The sequence below is a fragment of the Rhodopseudomonas infernalis genome (assembly GCF_022271405.1).
Taxonomy (GTDB): domain Bacteria; phylum Pseudomonadota; class Alphaproteobacteria; order Rhizobiales; family Xanthobacteraceae; genus Rhodopseudomonas; species Rhodopseudomonas infernalis.
This window is the reverse complement of sequence record NZ_JAJNAL010000051.1, coordinates 1-18,727: the sequence shown is the minus strand read 5'-3', so window position 1 is coordinate 18,727 and position 18,727 is coordinate 1. Positions and strand designations below refer to the sequence as shown.

Here is an 18,727-nt window from a genome sequence, read left to right as displayed (position 1 = left end):
TCGGAAGTTGCTCAGCTTGATCGACTCATCGATTCAGTGTTGCGCTGATTCGCACAACTGTAAATATACGTGGTTGCTAACTAGATCGATTGATTCAGAACAAACGAGCAATCGGGCTTCAGTCTTTCCGAACTAACTGCAGCGACTTACCTTTTCGGTGCTAATCGGATCCTGATCGGCCGCGACTGCGACGTTCCGTCGCCAAACTTGGGCGACACTGCAAGCGAGTTGCGATCGGTCGGATTGAATACTCGGAATCTTGATTCGCCTAGCTTCACGACAAGCAAACGGGTCGCGCCATCGCTCGCAATGGTATCATGCTCCGCGCGCGGATTCAGATTACCTAGTTACCATCGCCGCTGAGGTCGCACGAAGGTCCTGCGACTGACTGACTGAATGTCCCCGCCAGCGGCCGCCGCCCGTTTTGATCCAGAGCAAAGACGCTTTGCCGATTCCGGGGCTCCTTCCGAAAGTGGCAATGGCGCTGTCGGGTTTGCTACGAGCCCCAGCGCCCACGCACGCAAACCCGATCTGCTTCCCCTCGGCAGGCTCGCTGGTTCAGACAGTTCTCCCGTTCATCGTGGTCCGAGGGCAACCAGATCGAGTGCGTGCCGTGCATCCAGAAAGCGCCGTGCCAGAAAGCATTGTCTCGACGGTCATCCCGCATCTTCTCGTCAAGCACGTCGCCGCGCCGGAGCGCGCGCGCCCGGCGAAGGACCCGGCCGAAGCCCGCGCCGAAGACTTGGCGCGGCTGCTGATTGCTCCCAATCTCGCCGACGCGTTCGACCTGATCGATCAGGCGCTGACGCGCGCGGCTTCGCCGACCGCGCTGTTCACCGGCCTGTTCGAGCCGACCGCCCGCAAGCTCGGCGACCTGTGGAGCGACGACGCCTGCAGCGAATTCGAGGTGACGATCGGCCTGTGCCATCTGCAGACCGCGATGCGCCGGATCAGCTTCGACCTGCTGTCGGCGCCGCTGACTCGCTCGCAGCCGCGGACCGTGCTGATCGTGTCGCAGCCCGGCGAGCCGCATTCGTTCTGTGCGGCGCTGCATTCCGAGCTGCTGCGCCAAGCCGGTTGGAACACTGTCAGTGAATTCCCGGACACAGATGCCGCGCTGGCCGATTTGGTCGCGAACGGCTGGTTCGATGCCGTCAACCTGTCGCTGAGCCCGGCGCTGCGGCGCGGCCATTGGCTGCCGCGCGTCGCCGAGACGATCCGGAAAATTCGCCGCGCCTCGCGCAATCCCGCCCTCGCTATCGTCACCAGCGGACGCATCTTCTCCGAACGCGCCGACGCTTGCGCGGTGGTGGGCGCCGACGCCGCCACGGTGTCGTCCGTTCAGATCGAGCGCTGCCTGATGCGCTCGCTGCTCAATCGCACCGCGCGGCCGGCGGCCAACTTCGCCTGGATCTGATCGTCGCTTAGCGAAGTCCTGACAGGCGCCGTCTCGGAACGCGGGCTGCGGCGTTGCGCGTGCGGCTGATGCCGCGACATCGCGCCACTGCGGCCATCACGACTTCCGACACAGCGACGCCGACCGCAACCATCGGACGCCGCCGCTACATCCAACATCGCCGTATTGCTATCTCGCGCGACTCGGAGCTGCCGCCCATAGTCCGCATTTGGTGTCTATCGCATTTGCTGTGTCTCTGGAGGGGCGGGTCATGCAATCCGAAGGTAAGTCCTATCCGTTCGATCACCTGCCGACGATCGACTACGACGCCCATCCGGCCTATGGCCGCGTGATGTCGATGCCGATGCTCGGCGCGAGATTGAAGGCGCTCGGTTACTTCGGCTACGGCTTCCTGCTCGCCACCGCACAGCGTGCCATCGATATCGAACACCTGCCGCGCCCGGCGGCCAGCGGCAAACCGATCGTGGCGCTGTTGCGCCATCTGCCGACTTATCTGCGCCTGATCCTGCTGCAGCGGCTGTCGCGGTTCACCGCCGGCCGCGCTTATGCGCCGAAGACCGAACGCGGCGCCGCGGTTTTCACCCCGCTGCAGGCCGACGGCTTCGTGCCGGTTACGCTGGGCACCGACGCGATCGCCCGGATCCGCACCCAGCTGGCACCGCAACTGAGCGCGCTGGAGCAGCGCGGCGGTCTCGCGGGCGATCCCGAGCGCGGCCGGATCGGGGTCGATGCCGCCGCCGCGCCGGATCTGTATCGCTGGTTCAACCAGACCGTCGCCGATCTCGGCCTGACCGAAGCCGCCAGCGCCTATCTCAAACGCCCGGTCGGGGTCGGCCGGATCGTGGCCGAGATCGCCGAGGCCTCGAGCGTGCCGGCGCCGAGCCCGTTCGCGGATGTCAGCGTCGAGATGTCGCCGTGCGACGGCTTCAAGGTCGAGCCCGGCAGCAACGTGCTGAAGCTGGTGATTTATCTCGGCGAAGTCGGGTCGGCCAACGGGCCGCTGACCTATGTGGCGGGCAGCAACCTCGCGGCGAAACGCCTGGGCGACGGATTGATCCGCCGCGCCAACGATCTCGCCGGTCTGTCGTCGACCTTGCAGGCATGGCGCGAGACGTTCTACGCGCTGCCCGCGGGCCTGCAGCGCAAGGCGACGTTCGGCGCCGATCTGGTCGCCGACGGCAATTTCACCGCGGCGATCCAGAACGAACAGGTCGCCGTCACCACCCCGCACAGCAATGCGGTGCTGTTCGACCCGGCCGGCATCCACCGCGATGGCGCTGTGACGCAGGGCCGCCGAACAGCCGTGGTGGTGAGCTTCACCGAACTGCCGCGCTAATCCCGCCCTGCGCGCGGCCGCGCTCAGCGGCCGCCGAACGCCGCCAGCGCCGCGGCGAGTTCGGGATGAGTTTGGGCGTGATCGGCGACCGCGATGCCGCCCGCGATGGCGTCCCACGCCTGACGGATGCTGGCGGCGCCCGCCGCCGGCCCCATCGGGTGGCCGAACACGCCGCGCCCCGGCACGAAGCCGAAATCGGCGCTGCCGACCTTGCGATACACGGTCTCCAGCGTCGCCGCCGAGTCGCTGCCGCCCGGCACCGGCAGGCACGGCTTGATCGGCCCCATCGGCTCCAGGCAGGCGCGGACGCAGTCCATCACCTCGTGCTCCGGCGTCATCATTCGCGGCCCAAAGCCCGGCATGATCACCACGTCGAAGCCGGCGAGCCGTTGCAGCCGCGTCATCACCCGCGAGTGGATGCCGTAATTCGCCAGCCGGCTGAATGCGGCGATGAACGGGAAGTGCGCGATCAGCGGCACGCGGGCGTGTTTGCGCAGCATCCGCACCGCCGACAGCCCGACCGGCATCGCGTTGATCAACAGCGCGCCTGCGCCATGATCGACCGCGATATCGTGCAGCTCGGTCAGCCGGTCGACCTCGTCGGTGATGTTGGCGAGATAGATCTTCGGCACACCGGTGGCGGCCGAGGCGCGGCGGCAGGCGTCGCCGAGCAGCGCGGCGCGTTCGGCCAGCGGACACCAGTCGACATCGGCCAGCATCTCGTCGTCCTTGGCGATGTCGAGACCGCCGAGCCAGCTCTGATAGCCGAGCTCGGCGAACGGCTCCGGCGGCAGCCCGATATTCGGCTTGATCACGCCGAAGAAGATCGGCCGATCATAGGCCTGCAGCCGTTCGCGCAGCCCTTCGATGCCGAAGCGCGGCCCCTCGAACGACGCCAGATAGACGTCGGGAAAGCGGATGTCCTGCAGCCTGATCAGCGGGATGCCGGGCGAGAAGAACACGCCCTCGCCGCACACCGCCGACAACAGATTCGGAATCTTCGGACCGAAATTGCGATGCGGATGCGCGATCGTCACGCGGCAGGCGTGCACCTCGCCGCGCACCGTGCATGTGACCGCGGTGCTGAAGCCGCCCGGCCGCTTCTCGGCCGAGAGCTCCAGCACCTTGGCGGCGAAGCGCGGCCGGAAATCCTCGTCGACGCCGACACGGCGCCACTGCGCGGTCGACTGTTCGCTGCACAGATGCGCCGCCGCTTCGCGTGGATCGCCGGCGCATTCGAAGTCGAAATCGAGCTCGATGTAATCGTCGAGATCGAGGTCGGCGCGCCTGGCGTAGAAGCCGGCGATGTCGTCAGGCGTCATATCCGTGGTTCCGCTGCCCGAGAGGAGGCCGTCATGTGCCGAGGATCTGCAATTCGATGCCGCGCTTGGGCCGCGGGCCGTCGAGTTCGATGAAGAACACCGACTGCCACTCGCCCAGCACCAGCGCGCCGCCGGCAACCGGAATCGTTTCGGACGAATTCATCAACAGCCCGATCAGATGCGCATGCGCGTTGTCGCGGCCGTCGATCGGCGCGAGGTTGTGCAGATAGTCGCCGTCGCGCGGCGCGAATCGCTTCAGGAACGTCAGCATGTCGCGCTCGAGCTGTTCCTCACGCTCGTTGACGTTGATCCGCGCGGTGGTGTGCAGGCAGCTCACGGTGAGCAGCCCGTCCGTGATGCCGCTGCCGGTGACGTAGTCGCGGATGTGCGCCGTGATGTCGATGATCTGGATCGGCGCCGTGGTGGCCAGTTCGATCCGGTTCCTCAAGATTTTCATCGCGATGCCTCGCTGGCCGCTGCTCCCGGCTTTCACCGCAGTGTTATCGCGCGCTCTCAGGCCGCGCAAATCCCACGCCGCGGCGTTCGACCTTGTGATGAGCGACCCTCGCCCGCCATCCTCGAGCCGGGCCTGTCTTGACACCGCAGCCTCGCTTCGCGATGCACGGGGCCGCAACGCCCAGCCCCTTCACCAGCGCGAGAGCCGATGAGGCCAGCCTACCGCAGCGATATCGACGGACTGCGCGCCATCGCGGTGCTGCTGGTGGTCGCGTTCCACGCTTTTCCGGCGTCGATTCGCGGCGGCTTCATCGGTGTCGACGTTTTCTTCGTGATCTCCGGCTTCTTGATCACCTCGATCATCTGTCAGGCGCGCCGCGCCGACGATTTCAGCTATCGGGTGTTCTACGCGCGGCGCATCAACCGGATCTTTCCGGCGTTGACGCTGGTGCTGATCAGCTGCGCGGTGGTCGGCTGGTTCGTGCTGTTTCCGGTCGATTATCGCGACGCCGGCCGCTCGATCGGCTTCGGCGCCGCGTTCCTCTCCAATCTGTCGCTGCTGTACGACGCCGGTTACTTCGAGGCCGCGGCCGAACTCAATCCGCTGCTGCATCTATGGTCGCTCGGCGTCGAGGAACAATTCTATCTACTGTGGCCTCCGGTGCTGCTGCTGGCGTGGCGATGGAAGCACGGTCCGCTGCTCGTGGCGGTCGCCGTCCTGCTGGCGTCGTTCATCGCCAACATCGCACTGACGCCGTCCCACGCGCTCGCGGCGTTCTATCTGCCGGTGACACGGTTCTGGGAGCTGATGGTCGGCTGCCTGCTGGCGATCGCGACGATTGCGGGGCCGGATCGCGATCTCGCGGCGATGCCGGGGTTCGGAGCACTGTGCGCGCGTCTCGCGCCGCATGAGAAGATGGTGCGGGCTTGCGGTGCCTGGCTCGGATTGCTGCTGATCGGCATCGGCGCGCTCCTGATCACCAGCGAACGCGGCTTTCCGGGCTGGTGGGCGGTGCTGCCGGTGCTCGGCGCGGCGCTGCTGATCGCCGCAGGGCCCGCGACGGGTGTGAGCCGGGTGCTGCTCGGCAATCGCCTGATGGTGTCGATCGGGCTGATCAGCTATCCGCTGTATCTGTGGCACTGGCCGTTGCTGGCGGCGATCCGGATCGTGCGGTTCGGCGAAGAGCCGCCGCCGTTGATGAAGCTGATCGCCGTCCTGATGGCGTTCGCGCTGGCTTACTTCACCTATCGGATCGTCGAGCTGCCGTTTCGCTATCGTCCGACACGCCGCAAGACCGCGGCGGCCTTCGCGGCGCTTGCCGTGGTCGGGCTGGCCGGCGCCGTCATCCATGCGGCCGGCGGGTTTCCGTCGCGGTTCGGGCCCGAGTTGAAGGCCATCACTGCCGACCTGCAGGGCGAATCGACGACCGCCTATCGGCTCGACACCTGCTTCCTCGGCGGCGACAAGATTTTCTCTGCGGAGTGCGACGATGCGGCGCCGGCCGATGCGCCGCGCATCGTGCTGTGGGGCGATTCCCATGCGGCGCATCTCTATCCGGGCCTGCGCGCCCTGCAGCGCGACGGCCGCGGCTTCCGGCTGTCGCAATACACCGCCGGCGGCTGCCCGCCGATCTTCGGCTTCGAGGGGATCGAGGCCAGGTTCTGCCGTGCCAGCAACGACCGCGTGCACGAACGGCTGCGCGCGCTGAAGCCCGACACCGTCATCCTCGCTGCGCGGCAATGGCACAATTACGATGGGCCGGACGCCGACCCCGCAGCCGCCGACGCGCTGATCCACGCCACGCTGCGCGAACTACGCGCACTCGGGGTTCGGCGCATCGTCGTGGTCGGCCGAGTGCCGACCTGGCGGACCCCGCCGAAGCGGGTGCTGGCGCAGGCCTATCGCGAGCTGGCGGCCGGAATGATCACCCCGGCGCAGATTCCACTGCGCGACAGCCGCCATCTCGATTCGACCCATGCGGACGACAATCAGCGGCTGCGATCGCTGTTCGAGTCCGAGGGCGCCGAGTTCATCTCGCCGACGCAGAGCTTCTGCAATCCGGACGGCTGCCTGCTCGCAGCGCCGGACGGCAGCGGCACGCCGGTGACGCATGACGGCAGCCACCTGACGCCGGCGGCTTCGATCTTCCTGGTGCGCGAGCGGGCGCGGGAGATTCTCGGCAAGTAACAGTTAGTGCGGCAGGATCGCCGCGCAGGCGCGGCCGGCGACATCGGCGGCGCTCGGCTTGCGCGTCACCAGCGCCATCACGATGGCGCCGTCGATCACCAGTCCCAGCGTATGCGCAACCTCGGCGGGATCGTCGATGCCGGCCTCGGCGCACAGCGCCGTCAGCCGGTCGAGCACGATCGTCTTGTGGGCGATCGCCAGATTGCGCATCCGGTCGTCGGCCTTGTCGGATTCGCCGACGGCATTGATGAATGGGCAGCCGTAAAAATCGGGCCGCGTGAACCACGCCTTCAGGGCCGGACCGATCCGGTCCAGCCGCTCGCGCGCCGAACCGCCCGGACCGTCGATCTCCTCCATGAACCAGCTGCGCCAGGCCTCGCCCTCGCGTTCGAGGACGGCTTCGACCAGCCCGTCCTTGGAGCCGAACAGCTTATACAGCGTGGTCTTGGCGGTGCCGGCCTGGGCGATGATGGCGTCGACGCCGACCGAATTGATGCCGTAGCGGCAGAACAAGGTGCGCGCACTCTCCATCAGCCGCTCGCGCGGCGACATCCGCGCCTCGGCGCGCTCGTTGCTAGGTGGAAGCACGGCTTGGTCCATACCTACGCACATACGCCGGGCTTTGGGCGGCCGCAATCGGGGAAACCGAATGGTCTGTTCGTAACGGCCGCGCCTTAGCGCATTTGCGAGGCATGTCTGACTGAAATTGCAGCGCAGGCGAATTCGTAGGCAGTTTCAACCTCCGATGCGCCGTTGAAATCACTACGGTTTTCCCGACCTCGCCTTGGCACGCTTCCTGCTAATACAGAACGGTCTGTATCTTTTAGCCCAGGGAGATCCCATGACCAAAGTCGCCACCGCGATGACCGCCTGCCTGACACCCGACACGCCGACCGCCATGACCGGCTGCCTGACGCCGATCGACAAGGCCGGCCTCGACGAGCTGATCGCGAAGGGCAAGGCCGACCCGACGGCCGTCAAGACGCTGAAGTGCAAGACCGTGGCCGAGGGCCGCTTCCGCCACCTCAACTTCGTCCGCAGCCTGCCGCCCTACATCGTCGACGAACCGCCGGGCCTTCTCGGCGACGACACCGCGCCGAACCCGTCGGAAGCTTCGCTCGCCGCGCTCGGCTCCTGTCTCGCGGTCGGCATCCACGCCAACGCGGTGGCCCGCGGCATCACCGTCTACACGCTCGAGATCGAACTCGAAGGCGACCTCAACATCACCGGCGTCTGGGGCACCGGCGATCTCTCCGAGAAGCCGGTCGGCTTCACCGACGTGCGCGCCAAGGTGAAGTTCGAGGCCGATCGCCCGCGTGAAGAACTCGACGCGCTGGTGGCGCATGCGCGGCTGTGGTCGCCGGTCGCCAACACGTTTTCGCGGCCCGTCAATCTCGACGTGACCCTGACCTGATCCCGACCCACGCCAACAGCGGACAGGTGCCATGCTGGATGTACAGTCAGTGATGCCAAGCGATGCGGCGGCGCTTCCGGGTGCCGACGTCGTCGAAGCGATCCGGGCGCTGTCGGCGCGCGAGCTGCCGTCGCTGGTCAACCGGATCGATACCGAGGGCTACTACCCGGAAGATCTGATGCGTCATTACGGGCGTCTCGGCGCCTACGCGCATCATTTGCCCGGCCTCAGCCCGCGCCTCGATCTGATGACCTCGATCAACGCGATGGCGGCGGCGGGCGAGCATTGCCTGTCCACCGCCTTCTGCATATGGTGCCAGGACGCGCTCGCCTGGTACATCTATGCGTCCGACAACGACAGCCTGCGGACCGGTATAGGCCCGCAGATCGCCAGCGGTGCAGTGCTCGGCGGCACCGCGCTCTCGAACCCGATGAAGTCTCTGTTCGGCATCGAGCCCATGCGGCTGAAGGGCCACCGTGTCGCCGGCGGCTATGTGGTCAAGGGCCTGCTGCCCTACGTCTCCAACCTCGGCGCCGATCATTACTTCGGCGGCATTTTCGAGGTCGACGACGGCGGCACCAAGCACAACGTGATGGCGGTGATTCCGTGCGCGGCGGCGGGCGTCAGCCTCGCCGACAACGCGAAATTCACCGCTCTGGACGGCACCCGCACCTTTGCGTTGCAGCTACGCGATGTGATGGTGCCGGACGCCTGGATCGTCGCCGATCCGGTCGACGACTACATCAAGCGGATCCGCGCCGGCTTCATCCTGCTGCAGGCCGGCATGGCGTTCGGCCTGATCCGCGACTGCCTGCGGTTGATCGAGCAGTGCAAAGGCCCGCTCGGCCACGTCAACAAATATCTCGACGTGCAGCCCGAACCGATCGCCGAGCAACTTGCGGCGATGCAGGCCGAGGTCGCGCGCTTGGCAGCCACGCCGTTCGAAAGCGACCGTGACTACTGGCGGGCGGTGATCGAGGCGCGGCTCGCCGCTGGCGATGCGTCGGTCGCAGCCGCGCACGCCGCGATGCTCCATTGCGGCGCACGCGGCTACGTGGCCGGTGCCACGGCGCAGCGCCGGCTGCGCGAGGCCTACTTCGTGGCGATCGTCACCCCCGCCACCAAGCAGCTCCGCAAGATGCTGGCCGACATGGCCAACTAACCGCCCGATCCGGGCCGCGTCGCCCGGCAGCAGTCACCACAGGGCGACGCCCTGTGCGGAGATTCCCTTGCGAGCCCACGTGCAACGACGAACACAGGAGCGAACTGATGACCGAGAAGGTTCTTGTCACGCCCACCGAGCTGTCCGAGATGCTGTCGTCGCCGATGACGGTGGTGATCGACACCCGCGATCCCGGCAGCTACGCGGCCGGCCATATTCCGGGCGCCGTCAACATCCACGAGATCTTCACGTACCTCGCGACCTCGACGCCCGAAGGCATCAAGGAGATGAGCGACAAATTCGCCGCCGCGTTCGGGGCTGCGGGTCTCTCGGGCGACGAGAGCGCGGTGATCTACGAACAGTCGATGAACACCGGCTTCGGCCAATCCTGCCGCGGCTATGTGCTGCTCACCTACTTGGGCTATCCGAAGGTCAAGATCCTGCACGGCGGTTATACGGCCTGGACGGCGGCCGGACTGCCGACCACCACGGACGTGCCGGCCCCGACGCCCAAGACGTTCACCGTCGATCCTGCGGCGGCGTCGATTCTGGTCGACCTCGAATCCATGAAGGCGGCGGTCTCGGACCAGTCCAAGGTCAAGCTCGACACCCGCGACGTCGACGAATGGATCGGCGAGAGCTCGTCGCCTTACGGCAAGGATTTCTGCCCGCGCAAGGGCCGCATCCCCGGCGCGGTCTGGATCGAATGGTACCGCATGATGAAGCCGTCGCCGACCGGCCCGATGTTCAAATCGTCCGCCGAAATCATGGCCGAATGCGCCAGCGTCGGCATCACGGCGGATACGCCGGTCGTGCTGTACTGCTTTAAGGGCGCACGCGCGTCGAACACGCTGGTGGCGCTGAAGGAAGCCGGCATCAAGGACGTCAGCCTGTATTTCGGCTCCTGGAACGAATGGTCGCGCGACCCGTCGCTACCGATTGAAGAAGGCGCCCCCTACGCAGCCCCGTCGCTGATGGCGGCGGAGTAATCACCCGAGCACGACGGAGCCCGCAAGACGCCGCGGCTCCGTCACTCGCGCGCGCGGGCGTCCGCGATCGACGAGACGTGGCGCTCGACCAGTTGTTCGATGATCAGGTCGGGCGCCTCGCGATCGACGACGGACTGCACGTCGCGCCACGGCGTGAAGCCGGAGCGGGAGATGTAGACGACTTCGCCGAAGCTCTGCGACACGTATTTCATGATGGAATCGATGAACGAGTCGCCGATATAGACGACCTTGTAGTTCGCACTGGCGCATTGCGATCGGGCGATCAATAGATTCGGCGAAAGCGGTTCGAGCGGGGTCCCGGTCGCGGCGCAGCGCATCGCTGCCGGATCGGCCCGGACCGTTCGCTCCACCCACGGCAGATTGGCCGTCTTGGCGAGATCGCCCTTGACGTCGCTCGCGACCGAATATTGGCGAGCGGAGATCTGCAGCAGCGGCACATCGGGCAGCGGCTGCGCCGCCATCAGGGTGCGATAGCCCAGATAAGCGCCCCACTCCGTCCAATGGGTATCATCCTTGTAGTAGACGAGGCCTTCGTCCTTGCCGCGCAACAGTGCGGCCCGCAAATCAACGACCGGCAGCCCTGCCGGCTTGGTGACGGCGAGCAGCTGATCGAGCTGGGACGGCCGATCGCGGCGCGCCAGAAATCGCGGCATGTGCTCGGGATAGATGGAGTGCTTGTCGGGCGCGATGACCAGCATATAGGCGGCGCCGAGCTGTCGCGCATGGCTGATCCGTGCAACCACCGCTTCCCGTGCGTCCGCAAGCTGCGCGGCGCTGAGCGGGCGCTTGTTGGCGTAGAGGTCGAGCGAATCGTCGGCGGCGTAGAACAGCCAGTCGTGTTGGCCGAGGATCACGCGGTTCGACGGCAGGCGGCCGAGCATCAGCGCGCCGACATTGGTGTTGAGCCGCAACAGCAGCGTGCGCAGCCCGAACTGGTCGTTGAAGTAATCGTCGAAGCGCTGCGGGAAACCCTCCCATTCGGCGAGCGAGCGCGGCCAGGCCGGCAACTGCGCGAAGCTTCGATTCTCGCCGCTGCTGACCGCGGTCTGCCGGACCACCGTGGTGATCAGCCCGGCCGCCAAGAACAGCAGCGCCACCCCGACCAGCGCGCCCGCGTAAATTCGAGCCGACAAGGACATCTGCGACATCGTCAGAACCTGAAATAGATGAACGGATTGTAGGTGCCGGCCGCGACCTGGCTGCAGCCCAGCACACCGACCGTGAGCGCAATGACGAGGCGCAGGCCAAGCACCCACCGCCCGTCGGCATCGAGCCGCACCGCCTCGAGCGGCGGATGCAGCACGCCGTCGCGCTGACCGGCGCGGCAGCGCCAGTCCGAGGTCAGCCGCGTGAACACGCCGGCGGCCGCGAGGCTGCCGATGACCAGACTGATGACCACCAGTGGATCGACGTAGCGCAGGAAGTCGAGCGACAGCGCGCTGCCGCCGATGCCGAACATCACCTGCAGATAGTGCACCGCCTGAGTGACATCCGCCGAGCGGAAGAACACCCAGGCAAGCGACACCACGCCGAGCGCATAGGCGTGCCGCACGGCGCCGGGCTGCCGCGCGAGCCAGCGCGCCAGGCCGAGCCGCTCGATGATCAGAAACCCGCCATGGATCATGCCCCACACCACGAAGGTCCAGTTGGCGCCGTGCCACAGGCCGCAGACGAAGAACACGATGAACAGGTTGAGATAGATCCGCCAATTGGCCACACGGCTGCCGCCGAGCGGGATGTACAGATAGTCGCGCAGCCAGTTGGACAGAGAAATGTGCCAGCGCCGCCAGAATTCCTGCAGCGATTGCGCCCGATACGGGTAGTTGAAGTTCTCCAGGAAATGGAAGCCGAAGATCCGCGCCAGCCCGATCGCCATGTCCGAATAGGCCGAGAAATCGAGATAGATCTGCAGCGTGTAGCAGATCACGCCGAGCCAGGCGGCGCCGGGGCTGAGTTCGCCCGCGGGCAGCGCGAAGATCTGATCGGCGACCTCGCCGAGCGGATTGGCCAGCAGCATCTTCTTGCCGAAGCCGGCGAGGAACCGCTCGGTGCCGGAGGCGAGCAGCTCGAGCGTGACGGTGCGGCGGGTCAGCTGCTTGTAGATGTCGTGATAGCGGATGATCGGCCCGGCGATCAGCTGCGGGAAGAATGCGATGTACAGCGCGAAGTCGATCGGCTTGCGCTGCGCGGTGGCGACGCGGCGATAGACGTCGATCACGTAGGACAGCGCATGGAAGGTGAAGAACGAGATGCCGAGCGGCAGATGCGGCGACACCACGCTGACCGGCGCAACGCCGACGACAGCGAGCAGATCGTTGAGATTGCCGACCAGGAATTCGGTGTACTTGAAGACCGCCAGCAGCCCGATGTTCAGCACCACCGCGAAGGCGACCATCGCCTTGCGTTGCCGCGGTCCTTCGAGCGCATCCAGCGCCAGCCCGATCAGCCAGTTCGCGGCGATCGAGGCCAGCATCACCACAAAGAAGAAGCGCTCGCCCCAGACGTAGAACAGAATGCTGGCGACCAGCAGCACGCCGTTGCGCCATGCCCGCGGCGCGCTCCAATACAGCAGCAGCAGAAGTGGAAGGAACAGGAACAGAAAGACCGGCGAACTGAACAGCATGGCGCCGTCATTCACCCGACTGGGTCAATCGCGTCAACGTTGCGAATGAGTTTGCGAAGCGTTGGCGTGCGCAGACGCGATGAGCGACGCGGCGGAACCCGCGACGGGGAACTTGAAACGCGACGGGAACAGGAGAACAAAGGGTGGTGCCGCAAGAGGGATTCGAACCCCCGACCCCGTCATTACGAATGACGTGCTCTACCAGCTGAGCTATTGCGGCGACCTTCGGGAGGGGTGATGCTCCGCCCGAAAACGCTGACCTGTCGAAACTCCGGCTCCTGATATCGGCCGGCGGCCGGATTGGCAAGAACCGCGGCCGTTCCGGCGCCCGAAATCCTAGCGCGGCGGGCGATAGCCGCGCCAGCTGCCGCCCTGGCCGGCCGGCGCGGGCGGGCGCTCGGCAAATTCCTCCGGCGCCGAGTCTTCGTCGACGCCCGGATCGTCCGGGGCACGAACGATCGGGATCACCGGCGGGGCCGACGACGCGCGGCGGTGGAACAGCGGCGGCGACGGCATCGGGATCACGGTTTCGGCCGGCGCATCGGACGCAGCCGCTTTGGGGGCGTCCTTGGGGTCCTTCGGCTTGTCGGTCGGCTCGGGTTCGACGGTCACCACCGCCTCGGGCTCGGTCGGCGTCACCACGGCGGTTTCGGCGGCAGGCTCGATCGTGACCGTGACCGGCTCGTCGGTCTGGGCGGGGGGCAGCGCCTGGGGCGCCGAGGAGGCGATCAGGGCGTCGTGGAACGGATTGTCCTCGATCACCACGGTCTTCTTGCTCGGCAGAGCGGCGAGCGGCACCTGCCACTGGAACGCATCGAGCCGGCCGGTGACCGGCGACACCGGACGCCAGTGATCGGAGATGTAGCCGTCCGCGGTCCACACCGCATCCGGCAGCGCCCGGACGGCGCGCAGCGTCCAGGCCCGCGCCTTGGCGGTGTCGCCGCGCTCGCCATGCTCGATTTCGGCCATCAGCATCGCGACCCGCTGGGTCGGATTGTCGATGAACGGCTCCAGCGCGCGGCGTGCCCGGGCGTAGGCGCCGGCGTCGATGCCGGCGCGGGCGACCGCCAGAGCGCTTTCGAAATCCTGCGCGTTCTTGGCGATCAGGTTTTCGACCCTCGCCAGCCGCAGGTTCGGCGCATCTCCCGGCTTGATATGCGCATAAGCCTCGGCGAGATCGGGATGCGGACCGGCCTGCCAGGCGGTCTCGATCACCTTCATGGCGCGGCGGACCTGATGGGTCTGGGCGAGATGCTTGGCCGCCAGCACCGCAGCCGGCACCAGGTTCGGGGCGAGCTTGTTGGCCTCCAGCGCGCTGTCGCGCGACAGGCTCTCGTCGCTGTCCTCGACGTCGAGCGCGCGAGCCGTCAGCAGCACTGCGCGCTGACGACGAAACGCCTTCTTGTCGACCAGCCCGGCCGAGAGGTTGGTCTCCAGGATCTCCAGCGCGCCGGTCCAGTCGCCGCGAGCGCAGCGGAAGCCGAGCACCGCATGCGAGGCCCAGGCTGCGTTCGGATGCAGCCGCAGCGCCTCTTCGGCGATCGCCAGCGCCGCGTAGGGATCGTCCGAGCGCTGCGCCTCGATATACAGGCCACGCATGCCGAGCGATTTGGTGTCGTCGCGCCCGGCCATCGCCAGAAACGCCCGGCGCGCGCCCTCGCGATCGCCTTCAAGCTGCGCCGATTGCGCCTGCAGCAGCAGCGCCAGCGGATCGTGCGGCGCATGGCGACGCGCCGCGGTGGCGTGCTGACGGGCGGCGGCGGCATCGCCATGGCCGACCGCGAGCAGGCCCTGGGTGATGGCGTGACGGGCGCGGCCGCTGCGGCGCTCGACCCGGCCGCGCTTCATCCGCCCCGGCGCCCGCAACAGGCCGGTGATGATCCACCAGGAGAGGCCGAGCGCGACCAGCGCGCCGGCGAGCCCGAGGATAAACACCGGCAGCCGCATCTCGGCGCGCCAGGCATTCCACGACAGCACCACGTCGCCGGGCTGTTCAGCCACCCAGGCGGCGCCCGCCGCCGCGAGCGCGATGATCACGAGAAACAGGATGATGCGCAGCATGGGAATCCTATGGCGACGGTTTTGACAGCGCGGCGAGTGCCGCGCTGGCGAAGGATTGCGAAGCGGCGAGAGCCTGGTCACGGGCCTCGGATTTGTCGATCCAGGATTGAACAGGAGCGCGGTCGGCCGGCGCAAGCGCTTTCAGTTCGCGCCGCGCTTCGGCAAGGTCGCCGCGCTGTGCGGCGGCGGTGAGGCGGCCGACGATCGCGGTGCGATCGGGCCCTGGCGTTGCGTCGGAGCGCTGGATCCGCACCAGCCGCTCGGCATTGGCCTGGAAGCGGTCGATGAAGTTCGGGTTGGTGCCGGCGTCGTCGGCGACGAGCAGCTTCGGCAGCAGCGCGATCAGCTCGCGCCCGAGCGCTGCGGCGCTCGGCACGCCGGTGTCGGCAAACGGCTGCAGCGGCTTCAGCGCGGCGGGATCGACGGCGAGCGGCTGCGCCGCCTGCAACACCGCACCGTAAGGCGCGCCTTGCTTGACGGTGAGGTCGAGCATCGTGGCGGTGACCAGCCGGCGCAGCGGCGCGTCGTCGGTCGATGCGGCGGCGGATGACTTCGGGAACGCGGCCGAAGCCTTGGCGGCCTGTTCGAGCTCGGCGAGGCGCGCGTTGATGGCCGCAACAGCCGCCGCGTTAGGCCCGGCTTCTCCGGCCGGACGGTCGGCGGGCGTGTCAGGCGTCGCCGCCGCAGGTTCGGAGCCCCCGGCCTTCATGTCCTTCACGGTGCCGGCGAGCTGGTCGGCGCGGCTGCGCAGCGCCGTGAGGTCGTCGCGCAGTGTCGCCACGGTCTGCTCCAGCGCCTCGACCTTGCCGGCCAGCGCCGGATCCGCTGCCGCCGCTGCGGCGGTCGCATCCGGAGCCGGCCGCGCTTCCAGGCTGGCGATCCGGGCCGCGAGTGCATCGAGCGCGGCGGCATCGGCGACCGGTTTGGCGCCGGCGCTGGGCCGGGCCTCGAGCTCGGCGATCCGCGCCTTGAGCGCCTCGATCGCGGCGTCGTCCCGGGCCGGCTCGCTGACGCTGGTGGAGGACAGGAACTGCGGCAGCAGCCCGGTCTTGGCGGCGCCGACCACCACGGCGGCCGCGATGGCGACCGCCAGGATCGGCGGCAGCATCACGGCGGCGATGCCGGGCCGATGCGGTTCGCTCGGCGCCGCGCGCGGGCTCGGCTCGTCGGCGAACCGTGTCTCGGGCCGCTCGATCGAAGCTTCGACCGGCGGTTCGGGCTCGGCCGTCGGCGGCTCCGGAGGTTCGGCGGGCGGAAGCTCCGGGTCGGCGGGCGCCGCCGCTTGCGCCTCGATGGCGTCGTCGGGCGTTCGATCGGTGTTGTCGGGCGTCGCCTCGGACGCGGGCTGGTCCCGTTCGTCCCCCTTCGGCTGCGCGTCCTCGTGTCCGGGTCTGTTCTCGACCATCCGTTCCTCGTTACCTGTCCGCCAGATCCGTCGACGCGGTCCGGCTCTTTTGTTAGCGCGCCGGCGCCGCGACCGCTCGGTCCAGCGCCTCGAACAGCGCCGGCTCGTCGGGGGTCCGCGCCACCATCACCTGGGTGGCGCCGGCTTCGCGCACCACATCTGAGACCTGCACCGACAGGCAGCATTGCGGGATCGCCAGCGCCGATATTTCGATGCCCGACGCACGCGTGGCGTCGACGAAGGCGCGCGCGCTGCGCTGCGAATAATGCAGCACGGCCTCGATCCGGTTGGCGGCGAAATCGTCGCAGACGCTCGTCGGCAAGGTCGGCACCGGCACCATCCGGTAGGTTGTCTGCATCACCACGTCGAAGCCATCCCCGCGCAGGTCACCGGCAAGGTCGCGCGACAGGTCGGCGCCCGCCAGATACAGCAACGCACCGGGCGCCTTCTTTTTCCCGCGCAGGCTGTCGGCGACCTTCAGCCGCAGCTTGGCGGCATCGCCGTCGGCGACGATCACCTCGGTGAAGCCGGCATCGCGGGCCGCGCGCGCGGTGTGCTTGCCGACCGCGAACAACGGCAGCTTCAGCAGCCGGGTGAAGCCGGGCTGATCGGCGATCGCGCGGAGCGCATTGGCACTGGTGACGATGACGCCGCGATAGGCGGCGTCCGGATCGTCCGGAAACGGCAGCGGCTCGAACCGCAGCATCGGCGCCAACAGCACATCGTAACCCTTGGCGCGAAGGGCCGCAGCGGTCACGTCGTTATCGGGTTGTGGGCGGGTGACGAGCAGTGCCACGCCTGGCGTCCTCGCATGCGAGAGGCAAACAGGTGTCGTTGCGGCCTTCGCCATCATCACCGATAGCGGCGGACCGTCGGACTTTAACGGAGCTGCGGGGCGCCGACCGGATGATTGCATTCCGCGACCCCGCAATGCTACGCGAGGCAAGGAGAACGCCGGTTCGGCCGCAAACGCAAGGGCTCAATTTGACTAGTGACCAAACCTTGCTGGTGCTTGGGATCGAGACGACCTGCGATGAAACCGCGGCGGCGGTGGTCGAACGCCGCGCCGACGGCAGCGGCCGGATTCTCTCCAACGTGGTGCGCTCGCAGACCGAGGAGCATGCGCCGTTTGGTGGCGTAGTACCCGAAATTGCCGCGCGCGCGCATGTCGATCTGCTCGACGGCATTATCTCCAGTGCGATGCGAGAGGCCGGAACCAGCTTCGCACAACTGTCCGGCATTGCGGCTGCGGCCGGCCCCGGGCTGATCGGCGGTGTGATCGTCGGGCTGACGACCGCCAAGGCGATCGCGCTGGTGCACGCCACGCCACTGATCGCCGTCAATCATCTCGAAGCGCATGCGCTGACGCCGCGGCTGACGGATTCGACCGAGTTTCCCTACTGCCTGTTTCTCGCCTCTGGCGGCCACACCCAGATCGTCGCGGTGCTCGGCGTCGGCGACTACATCCGGCTCGGTACCACGGTCGACGACGCGATCGGCGAGGCCTTCGACAAGATCGCCAAGCTGCTCGGCCTGCCCTATCCGGGCGGCCCACAGGTCGAGCGCGCGGCTGCCGCCGGCGATCCGATGCGGTTCGCGTTTCCGCGGCCGATGCTGGGGCGGCCGGACGCCAATTTCTCGCTGTCGGGGCTGAAGACCGCGGTGCGCAACGAGGCCAGCCGGCTGACGCCGCTGGAGCCGCAAGACATCAACGATCTATGCGCCGGCTTTCAGGCCGCCGTGCTGGACTCGGTGGCCGACCGGCTCGGCGCCGGGCTGCGGCTGTTCAAGGAGCGGTTCGGCCCCCCAAAGGCGCTGGTCGCGGCCGGCGGCGTCGCCGCCAACCAGGCGATCCGCCGCGCGTTGCGCGAGGTCGCCGCCAAGGCCCAGACCACCCTGATGGTGCCGCCGCCGGCGCTGTGCACCGATAACGGCGCGATGATCGCCTGGGCCGGCGCCGAACGCCTCGCGCTCGGCCTCACCGACACGCTGGACGCCGCTCCCCGCGCCCGCTGGCTGCTCGACGCCAACGCGACGGCGCCGGGAACATATACGAACACGCGGGCGGGATTTTGAGGGAGCATCGATTCCGCGACTCTCTTCACCCTCCCCGTGAGGGGGAGGGTCGGCGTGTAGCGCGCGCAGCGCGGTACACGGCGGGGTGGGGTGAGCCGCGGGCACAGCGGATGAACTCTTCGCGGGGGGGCCCCCGCCGCCGCGGGGGGGGGGGGGGGCGCCCCCCCGCCCCGGGGGGGGGGGGGGGGCGGGCCCCCCCCCCCCCCCCCCCCCCCCCCCGGGGGGGGGGGCCCCGAGCCGCGGGCACAGCGGATGAA

The 18,727-nt window shown here is 67.9% G+C and carries 15 protein-coding genes and 1 tRNA gene; 7 read left to right on the top strand and 9 right to left on the bottom strand.

What is annotated here, in order from left to right; genetic code table 11:
* Window positions 1-631: 631 nt before the first annotated feature.
* The gene (locus LPW26_RS23000) at window positions 632-1,417 is read left to right on the top strand and encodes a cobalamin B12-binding domain-containing protein (protein ID WP_238738045.1); all 786 of its coding nucleotides are present in this window, start codon (window positions 632-634) and stop codon (window positions 1,415-1,417) included.
* Between the two features lie 250 nt (window positions 1,418-1,667).
* Window positions 1,668-2,753, top strand: coding sequence for a hypothetical protein (locus LPW26_RS22995; protein WP_238738044.1), 1,086 nt, complete (start codon window positions 1,668-1,670; stop codon window positions 2,751-2,753).
* Window positions 2,754-2,776: 23 nt separating this feature from the next.
* Here LPW26_RS22995 and LPW26_RS22990 read toward each other — a convergent pair whose 3' ends face one another.
* Window positions 2,777-4,075, bottom strand: coding sequence for a RuBisCO large subunit C-terminal-like domain-containing protein (locus tag LPW26_RS22990; RefSeq protein WP_238738043.1), 1,299 nt, complete (start codon window positions 4,073-4,075; stop codon window positions 2,777-2,779).
* A 31-nt stretch (window positions 4,076-4,106) separates the two neighbouring features.
* Entirely contained in the window at window positions 4,107-4,532 is a 426-nt protein-coding gene (locus LPW26_RS22985) for a secondary thiamine-phosphate synthase enzyme YjbQ (protein ID WP_238738042.1), read from the bottom strand.
* Between the two features lie 207 nt (window positions 4,533-4,739).
* Between LPW26_RS22985 and LPW26_RS22980 the strand changes: the two genes are divergently transcribed.
* Window positions 4,740-6,719 carry an acyltransferase family protein gene (locus LPW26_RS22980; protein WP_238738041.1) on the top strand — a complete coding sequence of 660 codons (1,980 nt, stop codon included), beginning with the start codon at window positions 4,740-4,742 and terminating at the stop codon, window positions 6,717-6,719.
* A 3-nt stretch (window positions 6,720-6,722) separates the two neighbouring features.
* On the opposite strand, the gene LPW26_RS22975 is transcribed toward LPW26_RS22980, so the two are convergent.
* A complete protein-coding gene (locus tag LPW26_RS22975; RefSeq protein WP_238738040.1) occupies window positions 6,723-7,307 on the bottom strand; it encodes a TetR/AcrR family transcriptional regulator in 585 nt (194 codons plus the stop codon).
* Window positions 7,308-7,560: 253 nt separating this feature from the next.
* On the opposite strand from LPW26_RS22975, the gene LPW26_RS22970 reads away from it, so the two are divergent.
* From LPW26_RS22970 to LPW26_RS22960, 3 genes are all read left to right on the top strand, one after another.
* A complete protein-coding gene (locus tag LPW26_RS22970; protein WP_406678147.1) occupies window positions 7,561-8,133 on the top strand; it encodes an OsmC family protein in 573 nt (190 codons plus the stop codon).
* 31 nt (window positions 8,134-8,164) lie between these two features.
* Window positions 8,165-9,295, top strand: coding sequence for an acyl-CoA dehydrogenase family protein (locus tag LPW26_RS22965; RefSeq protein WP_406678145.1), 1,131 nt, complete (start codon window positions 8,165-8,167; stop codon window positions 9,293-9,295).
* Between the two features lie 107 nt (window positions 9,296-9,402).
* Window positions 9,403-10,284, top strand: coding sequence for a sulfurtransferase (locus LPW26_RS22960; RefSeq protein ID WP_238738038.1), 882 nt, complete (start codon window positions 9,403-9,405; stop codon window positions 10,282-10,284).
* A 41-nt stretch (window positions 10,285-10,325) separates the two neighbouring features.
* Here the strand turns inward: LPW26_RS22960 and LPW26_RS22955 are convergent, their stop codons facing one another.
* The 6 genes from LPW26_RS22955 to LPW26_RS22930 form a co-directional block, all read right to left on the bottom strand.
* Window positions 10,326-11,453: an alginate O-acetyltransferase AlgX-related protein gene (locus LPW26_RS22955; protein ID WP_238738037.1), complete on the bottom strand. Its 1,128-nt coding sequence runs from the start codon at window positions 11,451-11,453 to the stop codon at window positions 10,326-10,328.
* Window positions 11,454-11,455: 2 nt separating this feature from the next.
* Window positions 11,456-12,928: an MBOAT family O-acyltransferase gene (locus tag LPW26_RS22950; protein ID WP_238738036.1), complete on the bottom strand. Its 1,473-nt coding sequence runs from the start codon at window positions 12,926-12,928 to the stop codon at window positions 11,456-11,458.
* A 144-nt stretch (window positions 12,929-13,072) separates the two neighbouring features.
* A tRNA-Thr gene (locus LPW26_RS22945) sits at window positions 13,073-13,148 on the bottom strand.
* A 116-nt stretch (window positions 13,149-13,264) separates the two neighbouring features.
* Entirely contained in the window at window positions 13,265-14,989 is a 1,725-nt protein-coding gene (locus tag LPW26_RS22940; protein WP_238738035.1) for a heme biosynthesis protein HemY, read from the bottom strand.
* A gap of 7 nt (window positions 14,990-14,996) precedes the next feature.
* The gene (locus LPW26_RS22935) at window positions 14,997-16,394 is read right to left on the bottom strand and encodes a COG4223 family protein (RefSeq protein WP_238738034.1); all 1,398 of its coding nucleotides are present in this window, start codon (window positions 16,392-16,394) and stop codon (window positions 14,997-14,999) included.
* A gap of 52 nt (window positions 16,395-16,446) precedes the next feature.
* On the bottom strand, window positions 16,447-17,190 hold the full coding sequence (locus tag LPW26_RS22930) for a uroporphyrinogen-III synthase (RefSeq protein WP_238738033.1): 744 nt from the start codon (window positions 17,188-17,190) through the stop codon (window positions 16,447-16,449).
* Window positions 17,191-17,396: 206 nt separating this feature from the next.
* Here LPW26_RS22930 and tsaD point away from each other — a divergent pair, with 206 nt between their 5' ends.
* Complete coding sequence (gene tsaD, locus LPW26_RS22925) at window positions 17,397-18,470, top strand: tRNA (adenosine(37)-N6)-threonylcarbamoyltransferase complex transferase subunit TsaD (protein ID WP_238738032.1); 1,074 nt, start codon at window positions 17,397-17,399, stop codon at window positions 18,468-18,470.
* Window positions 18,471-18,727: the final 257 nt, after the last annotated feature.